14 protein-coding genes are annotated in these 17,422 nt (G+C 61.2%); 8 read left to right on the forward strand and 6 right to left on the reverse strand.

The window, feature by feature from the left end:
- Window positions 1-181: 181 nt before the first annotated feature.
- The 3 genes from AC1Q5O_RS04980 to AC1Q5O_RS04990 are packed head-to-tail and all read right to left on the reverse strand — an operon-like array spanning window position 182 to window position 3,320.
- A complete protein-coding gene (locus tag AC1Q5O_RS04980) occupies window positions 182-1,345 on the reverse strand; it encodes an acyl-CoA dehydrogenase family protein (protein ID WP_130269263.1) in 1,164 nt (387 codons plus the stop codon).
- Window positions 1,346-1,348: 3 nt separating this feature from the next.
- Window positions 1,349-2,410, reverse strand: coding sequence for a carnitine 3-dehydrogenase (locus AC1Q5O_RS04985; RefSeq protein ID WP_464660169.1), 1,062 nt, complete (start codon window positions 2,408-2,410; stop codon window positions 1,349-1,351).
- Between the two features lie 4 nt (window positions 2,411-2,414).
- The gene (locus AC1Q5O_RS04990) at window positions 2,415-3,320 is read right to left on the reverse strand and encodes a beta-keto acid cleavage family enzyme (RefSeq protein WP_105732925.1); all 906 of its coding nucleotides are present in this window, start codon (window positions 3,318-3,320) and stop codon (window positions 2,415-2,417) included.
- 76 nt (window positions 3,321-3,396) lie between these two features.
- Here AC1Q5O_RS04990 and AC1Q5O_RS04995 point away from each other — a divergent pair, with 76 nt between their 5' ends.
- Together AC1Q5O_RS04995 and AC1Q5O_RS05000 are read left to right on the forward strand one after the other, a co-directional pair.
- A complete protein-coding gene (locus AC1Q5O_RS04995; RefSeq protein ID WP_464660171.1) occupies window positions 3,397-4,386 on the forward strand; it encodes a GlxA family transcriptional regulator in 990 nt (329 codons plus the stop codon).
- Window positions 4,387-4,479: 93 nt separating this feature from the next.
- A complete protein-coding gene (locus AC1Q5O_RS05000) occupies window positions 4,480-4,959 on the forward strand; it encodes a thioesterase family protein (protein WP_223615059.1) in 480 nt (159 codons plus the stop codon).
- A gap of 185 nt (window positions 4,960-5,144) precedes the next feature.
- Here AC1Q5O_RS05000 and AC1Q5O_RS05005 read toward each other — a convergent pair whose 3' ends face one another.
- Entirely contained in the window at window positions 5,145-6,041 is an 897-nt protein-coding gene (locus AC1Q5O_RS05005; protein ID WP_492562021.1) for a LysR substrate-binding domain-containing protein, read from the reverse strand.
- A gap of 157 nt (window positions 6,042-6,198) precedes the next feature.
- Here AC1Q5O_RS05005 and AC1Q5O_RS05010 point away from each other — a divergent pair, with 157 nt between their 5' ends.
- The 3 genes from AC1Q5O_RS05010 to AC1Q5O_RS05020 are packed head-to-tail and all read left to right on the forward strand — an operon-like array spanning window position 6,199 to window position 12,362.
- The gene (locus tag AC1Q5O_RS05010; RefSeq protein ID WP_492562022.1) at window positions 6,199-7,431 is read left to right on the forward strand and encodes an aromatic ring-hydroxylating oxygenase subunit alpha; all 1,233 of its coding nucleotides are present in this window, start codon (window positions 6,199-6,201) and stop codon (window positions 7,429-7,431) included.
- A gap of 42 nt (window positions 7,432-7,473) precedes the next feature.
- Window positions 7,474-9,921 (forward strand): GcvT family protein, encoded by a 2,448-nt coding sequence (locus tag AC1Q5O_RS05015; RefSeq protein ID WP_492562023.1) that lies wholly within the window; start codon window positions 7,474-7,476, stop codon window positions 9,919-9,921.
- Window positions 9,918-12,362: a GcvT family protein gene (locus AC1Q5O_RS05020; protein WP_492562024.1), complete on the forward strand. Its 2,445-nt coding sequence runs from the start codon at window positions 9,918-9,920 to the stop codon at window positions 12,360-12,362. Before AC1Q5O_RS05015 ends, AC1Q5O_RS05020 begins: the two co-directional genes overlap by 4 nt.
- A 181-nt stretch (window positions 12,363-12,543) precedes the next feature.
- Here AC1Q5O_RS05020 and rocD read toward each other — a convergent pair whose 3' ends face one another.
- Both rocD and rocF read right to left on the reverse strand, forming a co-directional pair.
- Window positions 12,544-13,752: an ornithine--oxo-acid transaminase gene (rocD, locus tag AC1Q5O_RS05025; protein ID WP_492563080.1), complete on the reverse strand. Its 1,209-nt coding sequence runs from the start codon at window positions 13,750-13,752 to the stop codon at window positions 12,544-12,546.
- Window positions 13,753-13,780: 28 nt separating this feature from the next.
- Entirely contained in the window at window positions 13,781-14,764 is a 984-nt protein-coding gene (gene rocF, locus AC1Q5O_RS05030; protein ID WP_374042729.1) for an arginase, read from the reverse strand.
- Between the two features lie 176 nt (window positions 14,765-14,940).
- On the opposite strand from rocF, the gene AC1Q5O_RS05035 reads away from it, so the two are divergent.
- From AC1Q5O_RS05035 to AC1Q5O_RS05045, 3 genes are read left to right on the forward strand one after another with little or no spacing between them, the layout of a single operon-like run.
- Window positions 14,941-15,366 carry an Lrp/AsnC family transcriptional regulator gene (locus AC1Q5O_RS05035; RefSeq protein ID WP_492562025.1) on the forward strand — a complete coding sequence of 142 codons (426 nt, stop codon included), beginning with the start codon at window positions 14,941-14,943 and terminating at the stop codon, window positions 15,364-15,366.
- A gap of 29 nt (window positions 15,367-15,395) precedes the next feature.
- Window positions 15,396-16,790 carry an aminodeoxychorismate synthase component I gene (pabB, locus tag AC1Q5O_RS05040; RefSeq protein WP_492562026.1) on the forward strand — a complete coding sequence of 465 codons (1,395 nt, stop codon included), beginning with the start codon at window positions 15,396-15,398 and terminating at the stop codon, window positions 16,788-16,790.
- Window positions 16,787-17,377: an anthranilate synthase component II gene (locus tag AC1Q5O_RS05045; RefSeq protein ID WP_492562027.1), complete on the forward strand. Its 591-nt coding sequence runs from the start codon at window positions 16,787-16,789 to the stop codon at window positions 17,375-17,377. The genes pabB and AC1Q5O_RS05045 overlap by 4 nt, the downstream gene beginning before the upstream one ends.
- Window positions 17,378-17,422: the final 45 nt, after the last annotated feature.

Below are 17,422 nucleotides of genomic sequence, written 5' to 3' on the forward strand. Positions count from 1 at the left end.
CACCCCCCTCTGTCCTGCCGGACATCTCCCCCACAAGGGGGGAGATCACATTGGCATGAGTGCTTTCGCACAACAGGAAACGTTTCAAATTTCGCAGAAACGGCAATGCAGGCTGATCTCCCCCCTTGTGGGGGAGATGTCCGGCAGGACAGAGGGGGGTAAAACCTGACCGCATAATCACTTACGCTCCATGCGGGCGAAGCAGGGCGCGCGAGATGATATGCCGCTGGATTTCGGATGTGCCTTCCCAGATGCGCTCGACGCGTGCATCGCGCCAGATGCGCTCAAGCGGCAGGTCGTCCATCAGCCCCATGCCGCCATGAATCTGGATCGCCTCGTCGGCGACGAAGGCGAGCATTTCCGTTGCCTTCAGCTTGGCCATGGCCATGTCCTGATCGGTGACGGTGCCCTGATCGAACTTCCAGCCCGCCTCGAAGGTCAGGAGATCGGCGGCCTTCAGCTCCGTTGCCATGTCGGCGAGTTTGAACGAGACGCCCTGGAACTTGCCGATCTGCTGGCCGAACTGTTCGCGCTGTGCGGCATATTCGATGGCATGACCAAGCGCCCGTTCGGCGCGGCCGAGACAGGTCGCCGCGACCTGCAGACGCGTCGCACCGAGCCATGTGTTGGCAACCTCGAAACCCTTGTGCACCTCGCCAAGAATGGCGTCGGCGGGCAGCCGGCAATCGTCGAATTCGACGATGGCATTGGTATAGCCCCGGTGCGAGACGTTGCGATACCCTTCGCGGATCGTCATGCCGGGATGGCCCTTGTCCACGAAGAAGGCGGTGATTTTCTTCTTCTTGCCGCGCGGCGTGTCTTCCTCGCCCGAGGCCACGAAGAGGATGACGAAATCCGCTTCCAGCGCATGGCTGATGAAATGCTTGGTGCCGTTGACGACCCAGTCACCGCCCTTTTCGACGGCCGTCGCCTTCATGCCGCGCAGGTCGGAACCGGCGCCCGGTTCCGTCATGGCGAGGCAATCGGACTTTTCGCCGCGAATGCAGGGATAGAGGTATTTTTCCTTCTGCGCGTCGGTACCGGCGAGCAGGATGTTGGACGGACGGCCGACACAGGACCAGTGCAGCGCATAATTGGCGCGGCCAAGCTCCTTTTCGTAGAGCAGCCATGTCACGGTATCGAGACCGGCGCCGCCGACGGATTCCGGCATGTTCGCCGCATAAAGACCGGCTGCTATCGCCTTCTGCTTGAGTTCGTCCGCAAGCTCCTTGCGCAGGACGCCGGTGCGCTCCACTTCCGCCTCATGCGGATAGAGCTCGTTTTCGACAAAGGCCCGCGTCGTCTCGACAATCAGCCTTTGCTCCTCCGAAAGACCGAAATCCATGATTTAAGCCTTCTTCTTGGGTTTGGTGGATTTGGCCTTTTCAGCCGCCTTGGAGACCGCAGGCTTCTTTGCCAGTTTCGACAACTGCTTGGTGTAATCCTTGTAGAGCGCACCGGCACCCCAGCCCTTGCCCTTGTTCTGGCGGGAGAGGGCATCCATGATCGCCACGAGGTTATCGTCGCGGATGCGTTCCAGTTCGCGGATGGACAGGCCATGCGCCTGTTCATCGGACTGTGCGGCGATCTTGTCGACGAGTTCATCGGTGAGTTCGGGCACATCCATCAGCTTGGTCCACGGCCAGGACAGGCAGGGGCCGAACTGGGCCATGAAATGGCGCATGCCGGCTTCGCCACCCGCCACGCGATAGACCTGGAACATGCCCATCTGCGCCCAGCGGATGCCGAAGGAATAGCGCATGATGTCGTCGAGTTCCTCGACGGTGGTGATGTCGTCCTTGATCAGCCACAGCGCTTCGCGCCAGACGGCTTCCAGCAGGCGGTCGCCGACAAAGGCTTCGATTTCCTTGCGGATGACCACGGGCTTCATGCCGATGGAGGCATAGAGTTCCCGCGCTGTCTCGATGGCTTCCGGCGAGGTCAGCTTGCCGCCGACGATTTCAACCAGTGGCAGGAGATAGACCGGATTGTAGGGATGGCCGACGACAAGGCGCTCGGGGTGCTGCATCGATGTCTGCATGTCCGATGGCAGGATGCCTGAGGTGGACGAGCCGATGATGGCATCGACCGCCGCATGCTTGTCGATCTCCGCCAGCACCTTGTGCTTGAGGTCGAGGCGTTCCGGCACACTTTCCTGGATGAAATTGGCACCGGCAACAGCCTCGGCGATTGACTTGGCGAAGGTCAGCTTACCCTCTTGCGGCAGGCCGCCGGGCACCATGGTCTTGTAGGCGCGGCGTGAATTCTTCATCACCTCGCTGACCTTGCGTTCCGCCTCCGGGTCCGGATCGAAGATCGATACGTCGATGCCGTTGAGAATGAGACGGGCAACCCAGCCCGCACCGATGACGCCGCCGCCGACGGCTGCCGCTTTGCGAATGACGCTCATGATCTCACCAGCCCTTTGTCAGTTTCATGCGGGCCCGAACCTCGTCCGGTCCCAGAATGCGGGCGCCGATGCCCTCGGCAACCTTCACGGCCCGTTCGACCAACTGGCCGTTGGTGGCAAGGACACCCTTGTCGAGCCAGATATTGTCTTCGAGACCGACGCGGATATTGCCGCCGGCGAGCATGGCCATGGCTGCATAGGGCAGCTGGTTGCGGCCGATGGAGAAGGCCGAAAACGTCCAGTTGGCGGGCAGGTTGTTGGTCAGCGCCAAAAGCGTGTTGATATCGTCCGGCGCGCCCCACGGAATGCCCATGCACAGTTGGACCATGACCGGGTCTTCCAGAAGCTTCTGGTCATAGAGCCACTTGGCGAGGAGCAGGTGGCCGGTGTCGAAAATCTCGACTTCCGGGCGCACGCCCAGCGCCTTGATCTGTGCCGCCATGTCTTTCAGCATGGCAGGCGTGTTGGTCATGACGTAGTCGCCTTCGCCGAAATTCATCGTGCCGCAATCGAGCGTGCAGATTTCCGGGCGCAGCTTGGCCACATGCACGAGCCGTTCGGTGGCGCCGACCATGTCGGTGCCGACGGGTGAGGGCGGCATCGGCTGTTCGGTGCTGCCGAGCGTCAGGTCGCCGCCCATGCCGGCGGTGAGGTTCAGCACCATGTCGACGCCCGATGCCTTGATCAGCTCGACCACTTCCGCATAAAGCGCGACATCGCGCGACCCCTTGCCGGTTTTCGGATCGCGCACATGGATATGCGCCACCGCGGCACCGGCATTGGCGGCGGAAATGCATTCGTCGGCGATCTGCCGCGGGGTGACCGGAACCTTGTCGGACCGGCCTGTGGTGTCGCCCGCGCCGGTGACGGCACAGGTGATGAATACGTCGCGATTGGGGGTGAGTCCCATTGCTTTGCTCCCATTTTTTCGTTGGGCAAATCATGCAGCTGTTGCAAATGCATGCTTTGCAATATACGAACTTGATTTGATGAATAGCGAAACGTCGCCACTCTTTTTGCCCAACACCAAAACGCTTGACGTGACGGTCCTCGTCTTCAGCGGCGCGTCGCTGATGTGCGTGGCATCGACCATCGATCCCATGCGTGCCGCCAACCGCGTCTCGGGCAGCACCCTGTTCAAATGGCGGATCGTTTCGCTGGACGGCAACCCGGCAATCACCACCTGCGGCCTGCCGATTGCCGTTTCCGGCGCATTCGATCCGGCTGACAAAGCCGACATGCTGCTGATGATCGGCGGCTTCGGCACATCGGATATTTCGCGCACCACCTTTACCGCCGGCCTGCGCCGCGCCATGCATCACTACCAAATGATCGGCGGCATCGAGGCGGGGTCATGGCTGCTTGGCCGGGCGGGGCTGCTGCGGGGACGGCGTGCCACGACGCACTGGGAGGACATGGAGGAATTCACCGCCGAATTTCCCGAGGCGGATATCCGGCCGGACCGCTATGTCATCGACGGGCCCGTCTTCACCACGGGCGGCGCGTCGCCGACCTTCGACCTGATGCTGCATCTCATCCGCTCACGTTGCGGCATGTCCGTGGCGCTCGATGTGGCGAGCGTCTTTATCTACGATGAAGCGCATGCATCCAACGTTGCGCAGCCGCTTGTCTCGCTGGGGCGGCTCGACGGCGTGCATCCGAAACTCGCCACGGCGATTCGGCTCATGGAGGGGCATCTCGATGCGCCGCTCACCATCGGTGCGATCGCCAAACGCTGCGGCCTGAGTGCGCGCAGCCTGGAAAAGATTTTTGCGAAGGCCGTGGGCGAGGGACCCGGCCGCTACTATCTGCGCCTGCGTCTGAAGATCGCGCGGCGGCTGATCACCGACACCAAAACCCCGCTGGCCGATATCGCCGCGCGTACGGGTTTTTCATCCGCTGCCGCGTTCGCCCGCACGTTCCGCACCTTCGAGGGCAAGCCGCCGAGCAGCCTGCGCGCGGCAGCCAATCGTTAGGCAGCCGCCATTATCAGTCGTTTTTGACACAGTGGACGGGCGGCTGCCATGGTTCAAATGCCGCCGAGTTTTACCAATGAGGGGACTGCCAGCATGCCAGAAGGTGATTTGTACCGCTCCGCTCCGATAGCCATGGAAAAGGAATGGATCGATTATAACGGCCATCTGAACATGGCCTATTACAACGTGGTGTTCGACCGGGGCGGCGACGAATTCCTTGCCGAACTGGGATTTGGCCCGAAATATGCGGCGGAACGCAAGCTGACGATCTACACGGCGGAGGTTCACATCTGCTACGTGCAGGAGATCCATCTCGACCATCTGGTGACGGTCACCAGCCAGCTCATCGATTTCGACGGCAAGCGTCTGCACACCTACAACGAGATCATTCACGTCGATGGCTGGGTTGCCGCGACGTCGGAAGTTCTGTCACTGCACGTGGATATGAACGGCCCGAAGGTTGTGCCGTTCCCGGAGGACGTGCTGCCAAAGCTTGAGTTTTACAAGACTGCCCATGCGAAACTCGGGATTCCGGCGCGGGTTGGAAAATCGATCGGGATTAAAAGGAAGTGATTTGTACCCCCCTCTGTCCTGCCGGACATCTCCCCCACAAAGGGGGAGATCGCATCGGCATCGATCATCTGGGTCAACTTTCACCCTTGAAGGTTGGCTGAAACAACTGTGAAGGCTGATCTCCCCCCTTGTGGGGGAGATGGGCGGCAGCCCAGAGGGGGGTGAAACAACAGCAATCGTTGGTTTCATCCGCCGAACTGCTCCACCAGCCACTTCTCGAACTGGCGGATGCGCGCTTCATTGACCCGCTCCTTGCGGCAGATCATGTACCATGCACTGGGTTGCGGGACTTTCAGCGCGAACGGTGCCACCAGACGCCCCGCCTTCAGATCGTCGGCGACGAGAAAGCCCGGTGCGATTGCCAGTCCCTGACCATCGAGAGCCGACTGCAGGGCGGCGAGGTAGGTGTCGAACTTCAGCGTCACCGCCTGGCCGCTATCGGCAATCCCTGCGGCATCCAGCCATGTGCCCCAGTCCTCCGGCGCGGTATAGAGCGCCAGACGCGGCACCTTGTTGAGTGCCTTTGCCTCGGTGTCGCCCGCGATCCGCGCCGCAACCGCCGCGCTGCACACCGGAAACATCTCGGCTTTGACAAGCAGCCGGTAATGCAGGTTCATCCGCTCCGGCCGGGTCGTGTGAATGATGCCGATATCCGAACTGTCGATATTGAGTTCCCAGTCGAGCTGGCTGGTGCCGATGCGGATGGCAAGGTTCGGATTGACCTTGCGGAAATCGGTCAGGCGCGGAATGAGCCAGCGGATGGCGAAGGTCGCATAGGTTTCAATCGCCAGATCGTCCGTCGTGCCCAACCTGTTGATCAGCGCCGTGCCGCGGGCGATCTTTTCGAAGGCATCGCGCATATAGGGATAATACAGCGTCCCGGCATCGGTCAGCGCCACGCCGCGCGGCAGGCGTTCGAACAGCTTTACCCCGAGAATCGCCTCCAGCTCGGAAATGCGGTGGCTGATGGCCGATTGGGTGACGCCGAGCTCGTCGCCTGCCAGGCGAAAGCTCAAAAGACGGGCCGAGGCTTCAAACGCGCGCAACGAGCCGAGCGGGGGTATTCGGGGCTTCGACATCATCGGGCGGCATCCTGTAAAACAGACTGTTGAGAATAATTCATGTCTTGATGAGCAACCATCGCTTGAACGGCGCCCAATGCGGAATCATTCTAATCTGCGACGCATCCGGGAAACAAGGGAGCGCGTCGGGGGACCACTCTTTTTGAGCGAGGCTAACATGGGCGCGGAACAGGCATTGGCCGGCGTTGCACTGGCAGGCGACAAGATCGACCGCATGATTGCGGACCACCGGCCCGGCCATGGGCTGGCGCGCGCCTTCTACATGGACCCGGATGTCTATGCCCGGGACATGGAACGGGTGTTCCGTCGCCATTGGCACTGCATCGGCCATGCCAGCATCATTCCCAATGCGGGCGATTTCGAATTGTTCAAGATCGATTCGGAGGCGGTGATCGTTTCGCGCACCGAGGATGGTTCGATCCACGCATTCCTCAATGTCTGCCGCCATCGCGGCGCCGAGGTCTGCACCCAGCAGAAGGGCAATGCCCGCTTCTTCGTCTGCCCCTATCACGCCTGGACCTACATGAATGACGGCAGCCTGCGCGCAGCGCGGCTGATGCCGCGGGATTTCGACCGTAGCGCCCATGGCCTGAAAAAGCTGCATGTGCGCGTGGCCGAAGGGCTGATCTTCATCTGCTTTGCCGACGAACCGCTGAATTTCGACATTATCGAGCAGTCGCTGCGCACCACCTGCGGCCAGTATGGCTGGGCCGATGCCAAGGTGGCGCACCGCGAGACCTATCCGGTGGATGCCAACTGGAAACTGGCCGTGGAAAATTATGTCGAGTGCTACCACTGCGGCCCGGCGCATCCGGAATATTCGCAGACCCATGCGCTTGAGCAGCCGCTGGAAAAAATCACCGAGCTGAATGCGCGGATGGAGCAGCGCACCTGCGCGCTCGGCATCGACATTGCGACCGGCGACCACTGGCAGAGCTCCGCACAGGGCAATGAAACGATTCATACGTTCCGCTATGCGCTCTATGACGGCGTATCGAGCGGCAGCCAGGACGGCTCGCCCGTCGGCCCGCTGATGGGCCGTTTCACCGAATTCGACGGCGGCGTGACCTCAATCCACCTTGGCGGCACCAGTTTCCTCGTGTGCTACCCCGATCATGGCATGATTTATCGTTTCATTCCGAAGACAGCCGATACCTGCGAGATGGAGCTGATCTGGCTGGTGCGCGGCGATGCCGAGGAGGGCCGGGATTACGACCTGGACAAGCTGACATGGCTTTGGAAGGTGACCACCGCCGAGGACAAGACGATCATCGAACATACGGCGCGCGGCGTGCGCTCGCACTATTTCGTGCCGGGGCCCATCGCGCCGATGGAACACAACGAGTTGCGGTACATCCAGTGGTACCTCGATGAAATCGCCCGGGCATGACCGGGCAGCAAAACCACAGCATGAGACCACGGGAGACTATGCATGTCTGAATTTCCAACGTCGGCGCGGGTCGTCATCATCGGCGGCGGGGCGGTCGGTGTCTCGTCGCTGTATCATCTCGCCAAGGCGGGATGGACCGACTGCGTGCTTCTGGAGAAGAACGAGCTGACATCGGGCTCCACCTGGCATGCGGCGGGCAATGTGCCGACCTTCTCCGCCTCGTGGTCGGTGATGAACATGCAGCGTTATTCCGCCGAGCTGTACCGGCGGCTGGCGCAGGAAGTCGATTATCCCATGAACTACCATGTCACCGGCTCGCTGCGGCTCGCCCATGGCAAGGAGCGCATGCGCGAGTTCCAGCGTGTCAAAAGCATGGGCCGATACCAGGGCATGGATATCGACGTGCTCGGCGTCGATGAAATCAATGGCCGCTATCCCTTCATCGCGACGCATGATCTGGCGGGCGCGCTGTACGATCCCAATGATGGCGATATCGATCCGGCCCAGCTGACGCAGGCGCTGGCCAAGGGCGCACGCGACATGGGCGCAAAGATCATCCGCTTCTGTCCGGTGACAGGTGCCCGGCGCGACGGCGACGAATGGGTGATCGCGACCCCGCAGGGCGAGATCCGCTGCGAATATGTGGTCAATGCCGCCGGTTACCGGGCGCAGGAAATCGGCAGGCTGTTCGGCCGCGACGTACCGATGATGGTCATGAGCCATCAATATCTGCTGTTCGATGAAATCCCCGAAATTGCCGCATGGAGCCGCGAGCAGGGCCACAAGCTTCCGCTGCTGCGCGATGTAGATTCGTCCTACTATCTCCGGCAGGAGAAGAACGGCATGAATCTCGGCCCCTACGAGCGCAATTGCCGGGCGCATTGGGCCACCTCAGACGATCCGATGCCGGACGATTTCTCCTTCCAGCTGTTTCCCGACGATCTGGAGCGGCTCGAATGGTATCTGAACGACGCGATCGCCCGCGTGCCGATCCTTGGTACGGCCGGTCTGTCGAAAATCATCAATGGCCCCATTCCCTATGCGCCGGATGGCAACCCGCTGATCGGGCCGATGCCCGGTGTGCCCAACGCGTTCGAAGCCTGTGTTTTCACCTTCGGCATCGCGCAGGCAGGCGGGGCAGGCAAGGTGCTGGCGGAATGGGTGACGGAAGGCGCGACCGAATGGGACATGTGGTCCTGCGATCCGCGCCGCTTCACCGCCTTTGCCGATCATGATTACAGTGTCGCCAAGGGCGTGGAAGTCTATGGCCACGAATACGCCATCCATTTCCCGCGCCATACGTGGTCTGCCGGACGCAACAAGAAGCTGTCGCCGCTGCATGCGCGCGTGACCGGTTTGGGCGCGCAGTTCGGCGTCTATAATGGCTGGGAACGGGCAAACTGGTATGCGCAGCCGGGCGACGATACCTCGGAAGAGGCGACACAGACATTCACGCGGGAAGGGCCGTGGCAACGGCGCATCCGCGAAGAGTGCCATGCGGTACGCGACGCGGTCGGCATTCTCGATCTGCCCGGTTTCTCCCGCTTCAAGGTGAGCGGCGCCGGGGCACGCGACTGGCTATCCGGCCTGATCACCGGTCTGGTGCCGAAACCCGGCCGCATCGGCCTTGGCTATTTCGCCGATGCCAAAGGCCGTGTCGTCACCGAAATGTCGATCATGGCCATCGACGAGGACGTGTTTTTCCTGATCACCGCAGGCGTTGCCGAGTGGCACGATCTGGAATGGCTGCAAAAACACCTGCCCAGGGGTAGCGCGATCAGCATCAGCAACGTCACCGAGCAGTTTTCCTGCCAGATCGTCACGGGCCCGAAGGCGCGCGATCTGTTTGCCGGCATCTGCGATGCGGACCTCGGCAAATCCTGGCTGTCGCACCAGACGACACAGATCGCCGGACGCTATTGCCAGCTTGTGCGCGTGTCGTTTGCCGGGGAACTGGGCTGGGAAATCCACAGCAAGGTCGCCGATACCCAGGCGATTTTCGATGCGGTCTGGCAGGCGGGGCAGCCATACGGGCTGAAACCGTTCGGCATGTATGCACTGGACTCGCTGCGGCTGGAAAAAGGCTACCGCGCCTGGAAGGGCGATCTGTCCACCGATTACACGCCGTTGCAGAGCGGGCTGGACCGTTTCATCAAATGGGAAAAGCCTGATTTTCTCGGCAAAGCCGCGCTGGAAAGCGAAAAGCAGCACGGTGTGAAGAAACGCTTCGTCACGCTGACCGTCGATGCCGGGGATTGCGACGCGCCCTATATGTCGACGCTCTGGCACCAGGGTAGCATTGTCGGCGAAACCACCTCGGGCGGCTGGGGGCACCGGATCGACAAATCCATCGCGCTCGGCATGCTCAAGACCGAACTTACCGAACCTGGAACGCAAATCGAGGTCGAGATTTTCGGCGAACGTTTCAAGGCTACCGTGCATCCGGATCAGCCGCTCTGGGATCCCGCTAACGAAAGAATCCGCGCATGAGTTCTCTTCCGGCCAAGGCCAGAGCCGTCATCATCGGGGGCGGCGTTTCCGGCTGTTCCGTCGCCTATCACCTTGCCAAGCTGGGCTGGACCGACATCGTTCTCTTGGAACGCAAGCAGCTGACCTCGGGCACCACGTGGCATGCGGCCGGGCTGATCGGCCAGCTGCGCGCCTCGCAGAACATGACGCGGCTCGCCAAATATTCCGCTGATCTCTACGTCAAGCTGGAGGCGGAAACCGAGGTGGCCACGGGCATGCGTCAGGTGGGATCCATCACCGTGGCGCTGACCGAAGAGCGCAAACACGAGATCTATCGCCAGGCTTCTTTGGCGCGTGCCTTCGATGTGGATGTGCGGGAGATTTCTCCACGGGAAGTCAAGGAGATGTACCCGCATCTTAACATATCGGATGTGGTCGGCGCCGTGCATCTGCCGCTGGACGGGCAGTGCGATCCCGCCAATATCGCCATGGCACTGGCCAAGGGCGCAAGGCAGCGCGGCGCGAAAATCTTCGAGAACGTGAAAGTCACCGACATTCACAAGAAGAACGGCCGGGTATCCGGCGTTTCCTGGGCCAAGGGCGAGGAACAGGGCACGATCGAGACCGATGTGGTGATCAACTGCGCCGGCATGTGGGCGCGTGATCTGGCGTCGATGTCAGGCGTGACGGTGCCTCTGCACGCCTGCGAGCATTTCTATCTTGTCACCGAGGCCATCGAGGGGCTCGGCCGCCTGCCGGTGCTGCGCGTGCCTGATGAATGCGCCTATTACAAGGAAGATGCCGGCAAGATGATGCTCGGCGCCTTCGAGCCCGTGGCCAAGCCGTGGGGCATGAACGGCATTTCCGAAGATTTCTGCTTCGACCAGCTGCCGGAGGATTTCGAACATTTCGAACCGATCCTCGAAATGGGCGTCAACCGCATGCCGATGCTCGGCACGGCGGGCATTCACACTTTTTTCAACGGCCCGGAGAGCTTTACCCCGGATGATCGCTATTATCTCGGCGAAGCACCGGAACTGGGCGGTTACTGGGTGGCGGCGGGCTACAATTCCATCGGCATCGTGTCGTCTGGCGGAGCCGGCATGGCACTGGCCCAGTGGATTCACGACGGTGAAGCACCGTTCGACCTGTGGGAAGTGGATATCCGCCGGGCCCAGCCATTCCAGAAGAACCGGCGCTATCTGAAAGAACGCGTCTCCGAGACGCTTGGCCTGCTCTATGCCGACCATTTTCCCTACCGGCAGATGGCGACCTCCCGCAATATCCGCCGTTCGCCCATCCATGAACATCTGAAGGCACGCGGTGCCGTTTTCGGCGAAGTGGCCGGATGGGAACGGGCAAACTGGTTCGCCAATGACGGGCAAGAGCGCGAATACCGCTATTCCTGGAAGCAGCAGAACTGGTTCGACAATCAGCGCGCGGAACATCTGGCGGTGCGCAATGGCGTCGGCCTGTTCGATATGACCTCCTTCGGCAAAATCCGCATCGAGGGCCGCGATGCACTGGCTTTCCTGCAAAGACTTTGCGCCAACCAACTCGATGTCGAACCCGGCCGCATCGTCTATACGCAAATGCTCAACAATCGCGGCGGGATCGAAAGCGACCTGACCGTCACGCGCCTGTCGGAGACGGCATTCTTTGCCGTTGTTCCCGGCGCCACCCTGCAGCGCGATCTCGCCTGGATGCGCAAGCATCTCAACGACGAATTCGTGGTCATCACCGATGTGACGGCGGCGGAATCCGTGCTGTGCCTGATGGGGCCGAAATCCCGCGAGGTGATCGAAAGGATCAGCCCCAACGATTTTTCCAATGCGGGTCATCCCTTCGGCACCGCACGGGAAATCGAGATCGGCATGGGCCTCGCCCGCGCCCACCGCGTCACCTATGTCGGCGAACTCGGCTGGGAGCTTTATGTCGCGTCGGACCAGACCGCCCATGTGTTCGAGGCGCTGGAGGAGGCCGGTCAGGAGCTGGGTCTAAAACTGTGCGGCCTGCACACGCTGGATTCCTGCCGGATCGAAAAGGCCTTCCGGCATTTCGGCCATGATATCACCGACGAAGACCATGTGCTGGAGGCAGGGCTCGGCTTTGCCGTCAAAACCACGAAGGGCGACTTCATCGGGCGTGATGCGGTGTTGCAGAAGAAGGAAAACGGGCTGGACCGCAGGCTGGTGCAGTTCCGTCTTGCCGATCCCGAGCCGCTGCTGTTCCACAATGAAGCCATCGTGCGCGATGGCGAAATCGTCGGAACGATCACCTCGGGCAATTACGGCCATTATCTCGGCGGGGCGATCGGGCTTGGCTACGTCGCCTGCAAGGGCGAAAGCGCGGAGCAGGTGCTGGCGTCGAGTTATGAGATCGAGATCGCCGGAGAGCGGGTGAAAGCCGTGGCATCGCTCACGCCGATGTACGATCCGAAGGCGGAACGGGTGAGGATGTAAGTATTTCACCCCCTTCTGTCCTGCCGGACATCTCCCCCACAAGGGGGGAGATCAAATCGGCATCAATGGTTTCGCCTTATTTTCAATGTTGAAGATTAATTGAAATAGCTGTGAAAGCTGATCTCCCCCCTTGTGGGGGAGATGGGCGGCAGCCCAGAGGGGGGTGTTGAACCCCTAGGCCTCAATTCATGCTGGTCAGCACTTCGTTGAACTGTTCCAGTGCCCAATCGATCTGATCGCGCTTGATCACCAGTGGCGGCGCGATGCGGATCGTATCGCCATGGGTGTCCTTGGCGAGAATGCCGCGTTCCTTCAGCTCGTAGCAGAAGCGGTTGGCGCCACCGGCTTCCGGATGCAGCTCGATGGCCAGCATCAGGCCGCGGCCGCGCACTTCGCGCACGATATTGCTGCGGATACCCTTGAGCTGCTGCAGGAAATACTCGCCCTCGATGCGCGAATTCTCGATCATGTTCTCTTCGGTCAAAACACGCAGCGCGGCGCGGGCGATGGCGCAGGCCAGCGGATTGCCGCCGAATGTGCTGCCGTGCTGGCCGGGCTTCAGAACCCCGAGTACATCGCTGTTCGACAGCACGGCCGAGACCGGATAGAAGCCGCCCGAGAGCGCCTTGCCGATCAGCGTCACGTCGGCCTCGATTGCCTCATGTTCTTCCGCCAGCAGCGTGCCGGTGCGGCCGAGGCCGGTCTGGATTTCATCGAGGATCAGCGTGATGTTGTTCTGCGTGCAGAGCGCGCGCACCTTGGAGAAATAGCCTTTCGGCGGGATTTTCACGCCGGCCTCGCCCTGGATGGGCTCGACAAGGAACGCCACGGTATTGGGCGTCAATGCCGCCGCAAAGGCATCGATATCGCCGAAGGGAACGACCTTGAAGCCCGGCGCAAACGGGCCGAAATTCTCGCGGGCGGACGGGTCCGTGCTGAACCCGACGATCCCCATGGTGCGGCCGTGGAAATTATCGGAACAGACGATGATCTCGGCGGCATTCTCCGGCACGCCCTTGACCTCGTAGCCCCATTTGCGCACGGCCTTGATGGCGGTCTCGACGGCTTCGGCACCGCTGTTCATCGGCAGGATCTTGTGCGAGCCGGTGAGGGTTGCCAGCTCTTCGTAGAACAGGGCCAGCTGATCGTTGCGGAAGGCGCGCGACGTCAGCGTCAGCTTTGACGCCTGTTCGGTCATGGCTGCCAGGATCTTGGGATGGCAATGGCCCTGGTTGACGGCGGAATAGGCTGAAAGACAGTCGAGATAGCGGTTCCCATCGATATCCCAGACATGCACGCCTTCGCCGCGCGACAGAACCACATCAAGCGGCTTGTAGTTGTGAGCGCCAAGACGGGACTCGGTCGAAATCAGTTGGGCGGCTGTTTGCAGCAAAATATCCTCCTATTTGCCAATTTTCTTATACGTTGAGCGCCGTGGTGCTCTGGTCTGAAACGGCGGGCCGTTCATAGATCTGCCGGCCGAACAGGCTGGCGACGAGATCGACGAGCAGCATGGCGCTCTTGCCGCGATCGTCGAGGAACGGATTGAGCTCGACGATGTCCAGCGAGCCGACAACGCCGGAATCATGCAGCATTTCCATCACGAGATGGGCTTCGCGGTAGGTGGCGCCGCCCGGAACCGTCGTGCCGACACCCGGCGCAAGCGACGGATCGATGAAATCCACGTCGAAGCTGACATGCAGGATGCCATTGGCCTTCTGCACCCGCTCGATGATGCGGCGCATCAGCTTGGCCACGCCGAACTCATCGATCTGGCGCATGTCGATGACATCGATGCCGCGTTCGCGCAGCAGCTTGCGCTCCACCGTGTCGATGGAACGGATGCCGAAGAGATGCAGGTTTTCCGGCTTGATCAGGCCGTGCGGCTCGTCGCCGAACACCCCTTCAAGGCCGGGCTCGTTGCACAGGAGCGCTGCGGACATGCCGTGCATGTTGCCGGATGGCGAGGTTGCCGGGGTGTTGAAATCGGAATGCGCGTCGAGCCAGAGCACGAACAGTTCGCGGTTGTTTTCCTGGCAGTAGCGGGCGATGCCGCCGACCGAGCCCATGGACAGCGAATGGTCGCCGCCCAGAATGACCGGAAAACTGCCGTCCTTCATGGCCTCATAGGTTTCAACGCAGAGCATGCGCGACCATGCGGCGATCTTTTCGATGTGATGGGCAAGGCCGGTGACAGGTGCAACGGCGGGCAAGGTCTGCGGCAGGCGAAGATCGCCATGATCGTCCACCGGGTGGCCCATCTCTTCCAAAGTGCGGATGAGACCGGCGGTGCGCAACGCTGCCGGGCCCATCAGGGCGCCGAGACGACCGGCACCTTCCTCGATGGGCGCGCCGACGATCATCAATTTCTGTTTGGGGTCGTTCTCAAAGTTGCTGAGCATGTTCATCAACAAGCGCCACTTTCGCGTTTGAATGGTCAATCAAATGAAGCCGGGGGATTCACCGGCGCAGCCAGTATACTGCCACCCCGAGACGGTGACAAATAGACAGCATCCTGATAGAAATGCGCTACTTAATGCGCAGTTTGCGCATCTCAATTGTACAAATTGGAGCAGACATGGATGATCTTGACCGCCGCCTCTTGTCACTGCTGCGCGATGACTGCCGCATGCCCGTCTCGTCGATGGCAACGCTGCTCGGCACTTCGCGCGCCACCGTGCGGGCCCGCGTCGACAAGCTGACGACCGACGGCACCATTCAGGGTTTTACCGTGACGCTGAAGGCGGGTGCCGGCGTTTATGGCGTTCGCGCCATCGCCATGATCGAAGTGGCCGGGCAGGGCGCGGAAAAGGTCATCCGCCGCCTGCAGGGCTTTCCCGAAATCCGCGCGCTGCATACCACCAACGGCCGCTGGGATATTGTTGCGGAGATCGAGGTGGAGACGCTGGAGGCGTTCGATCACACCCTGCGCGACATCAGGCATATTGACGGAATCACCCTGACCGAGACAAGTATACTTCTTTCCACCCGCAAGAGCGGGTAACGCCATCGTTCGGGAAAGGCTGACAACGGATGTACATCCGGGAAATCCCTTGGCTGGAACCAGTCGACGCTGCCGAACGCCTGAAGCCGTTCGGCGGGCTGAGCTTTCTTGACAGCGCCATGCGGCACGACCAGCTTGGCCGCTATTCCTACGTGGCTGCCGATCCCTTCGGCACGCTGGCGGTCCGGGATGGTGCGGCCCGCTGGAACGATCAGCCACTGGATCTTGGCCCGCTGGAGGCTCTTTCCCAGTATCTCAAACGTTTCCGCCTCGACGATCAGGCTGGTCTTCCGCCATTCCATGGCGGGGCCATCGGCTATTTCTCCTATGAATTCGGACGGTTGCTGGAAAATCTTCCAGAACCGCGCAAACAGTCGCAGGGCGATGTGCCCGACGCCATCTGGCATTTCCATGATGTCGTGCTTGCCTTCGATCACCTGACGCAACGGGTCTGGCTTGTCTCGTCCGGTTTGCCCGAACAGGCGGATGAAAGGCGTGCCGCCGAACGCGCTCATGTCTTTCTCGCGGCGCTCGAGAAGCCGGTGCACACGCAAGACTCCGCGCGGCCACGCGTTGCGCGCAATATCTGGCAATCCAATTTCACGCGCGAAGCCTATAAGCAGGCGGTGGCGAAAGTTGTCGAATACATTCTCGATGGCGATATTTTCCAGGCCAATATCGCGCAACGCTTTATCGCCGATCTTCCCGAAAACTATCCTGTCTGGGCCTTCTACAAGGCGCTGCGCCAGCGCAATGCCGCGACATTTGCCGCCTATCTGGAGCACGATGATCTGGTCATCGCGTCGAGTTCGCCGGAGCGGTTTCTTTCCGTTCGGGGCCGGGACGTGCAGACACGGCCGATCAAGGGCACGGTGCCGCGCTCGGCCGATCCGGATATCGACCGGCGGCATGCGGAGACCCTGCTCGCCTCGGAAAAGGATCGCGCCGAAAACCTGATGATCGTCGACCTGATGCGCAATGATCTGTCGCGGGTCTGCAATCCCCATTCCGTGCTCACGCCCGTGCTGTGCGGGCTGGAATCCTATGCCAGCGTGCATCATCTGGTGTCGGTCGTCACCGGGCGTCTGGCGGACGAAAAATCACTGCCGGATCTGATCCGCGCGGCTTTCCCCGGCGGGTCCATCACCGGTGCGCCGAAACTGCGGGCGATGGAAATCATCACCGAGATGGAACAGGTCGCGCGCGGTGCCTATTGCGGCTCGATCGGCTTTTTCGGTTTCAACGGCAATATGGACACCAACATCGCCATCCGCACCGTGCTGTTCCAGGGCGGCAAGGCGGTGTTCCAGGCGGGCGGCGGCATCACGGCGCTCTCCGATCCCGCAGCGGAGTATCAGGAGACGCTCGACAAGGCGGCGCGGATTTTCGATGTGTTTGACATGGCCGGAGATGCCGGCTCATGATCCTTATCATCGACAATTATGATTCCTTCGTTTTCACCGTGGCACGCTATTTTGCCGAGCTCGGCGAGGAAACACGCGTCGTGCGCAACGACGCAATCACCGTCGCCGACATTGAAACGCTGCAACCCGCGGCTCTGGTCATCTCGCCCGGTCCCTGCGGGCCACACGAGGCGGGGCAGTCGCTCGCCATCATCGAAGCTTTCAGCGGCAGCATTCCCATTCTCGGCATTTGCCTTGGCCACCAATGCATCGGCGAGGCCTTCGGCGGCACGGTGCTGCGGGCGCAGGAACCCATGCATGGCCGCTCGTCGCTGATCCAGCATGACGGAACGGGCGTTTTCAAGGGATTGCCGAGCCCGTTCAAGGCAGGGCGCTATCATTCGCTGATTGTCGTTGCGGACGAGGACAATGCGTCGCTCACCGTAACGGCCCGCTCCGACAGGGGCGAGATCATGGGGCTTGCCCATCGGGCGCACCCGACATTCGGGGTGCAGTTCCATCCGGAGTCGGTGCTGACGGAATATGGCCACGCCATGCTCGGCAATTTCCTGCGCATCGGGCGTGCCTTCCACCACCGCAGGAAATGACGATCAGACGTCAGCGCGCCGCTATTTTCGCCTCTTTGTTCGATA

Source organism: Phyllobacterium sp. MT110 (assembly GCF_058792715.1).

What these genes read in the sequence shown, in the direction of transcription:
- AC1Q5O_RS04980 (WP_130269263.1), bottom strand. Translation starts at nt 1,345, where the DNA reads ATGGATTTCGGTCTTTCGGAGGAGCAAAGGCTGATTGTCGAGACGACG.
- AC1Q5O_RS04985 (WP_464660169.1), bottom strand. Translation starts at nt 2,410, where the DNA reads ATGAGCGTCATTCGCAAAGCGGCAGCCGTCGGCGGCGGCGTCATCGGT.
- AC1Q5O_RS04990 (WP_105732925.1), bottom strand. Translation starts at nt 3,320, where the DNA reads ATGGGACTCACCCCCAATCGCGACGTATTCATCACCTGTGCCGTCACC.
- AC1Q5O_RS05000 (WP_223615059.1), top strand. Translation starts at nt 4,480, where the DNA reads ATGCCAGAAGGTGATTTGTACCGCTCCGCTCCGATAGCCATGGAAAAG.
- AC1Q5O_RS05005 (WP_492562021.1), bottom strand. Translation starts at nt 6,041, where the DNA reads ATGATGTCGAAGCCCCGAATACCCCCGCTCGGCTCGTTGCGCGCGTTT.
- AC1Q5O_RS05010 (WP_492562022.1), top strand. Translation starts at nt 6,199, where the DNA reads ATGGGCGCGGAACAGGCATTGGCCGGCGTTGCACTGGCAGGCGACAAG.
- AC1Q5O_RS05015 (WP_492562023.1), top strand. Translation starts at nt 7,474, where the DNA reads ATGTCTGAATTTCCAACGTCGGCGCGGGTCGTCATCATCGGCGGCGGG.
- AC1Q5O_RS05020 (WP_492562024.1), top strand. Translation starts at nt 9,918, where the DNA reads ATGAGTTCTCTTCCGGCCAAGGCCAGAGCCGTCATCATCGGGGGCGGC.
- rocF (WP_374042729.1), bottom strand. Translation starts at nt 14,764, where the DNA reads ATGCTCAGCAACTTTGAGAACGACCCCAAACAGAAATTGATGATCGTC.
- AC1Q5O_RS05035 (WP_492562025.1), top strand. Translation starts at nt 14,941, where the DNA reads ATGGATGATCTTGACCGCCGCCTCTTGTCACTGCTGCGCGATGACTGC.
- pabB (WP_492562026.1), top strand. Translation starts at nt 15,396, where the DNA reads ATGTACATCCGGGAAATCCCTTGGCTGGAACCAGTCGACGCTGCCGAA.
- AC1Q5O_RS05045 (WP_492562027.1), top strand. Translation starts at nt 16,787, where the DNA reads ATGATCCTTATCATCGACAATTATGATTCCTTCGTTTTCACCGTGGCA.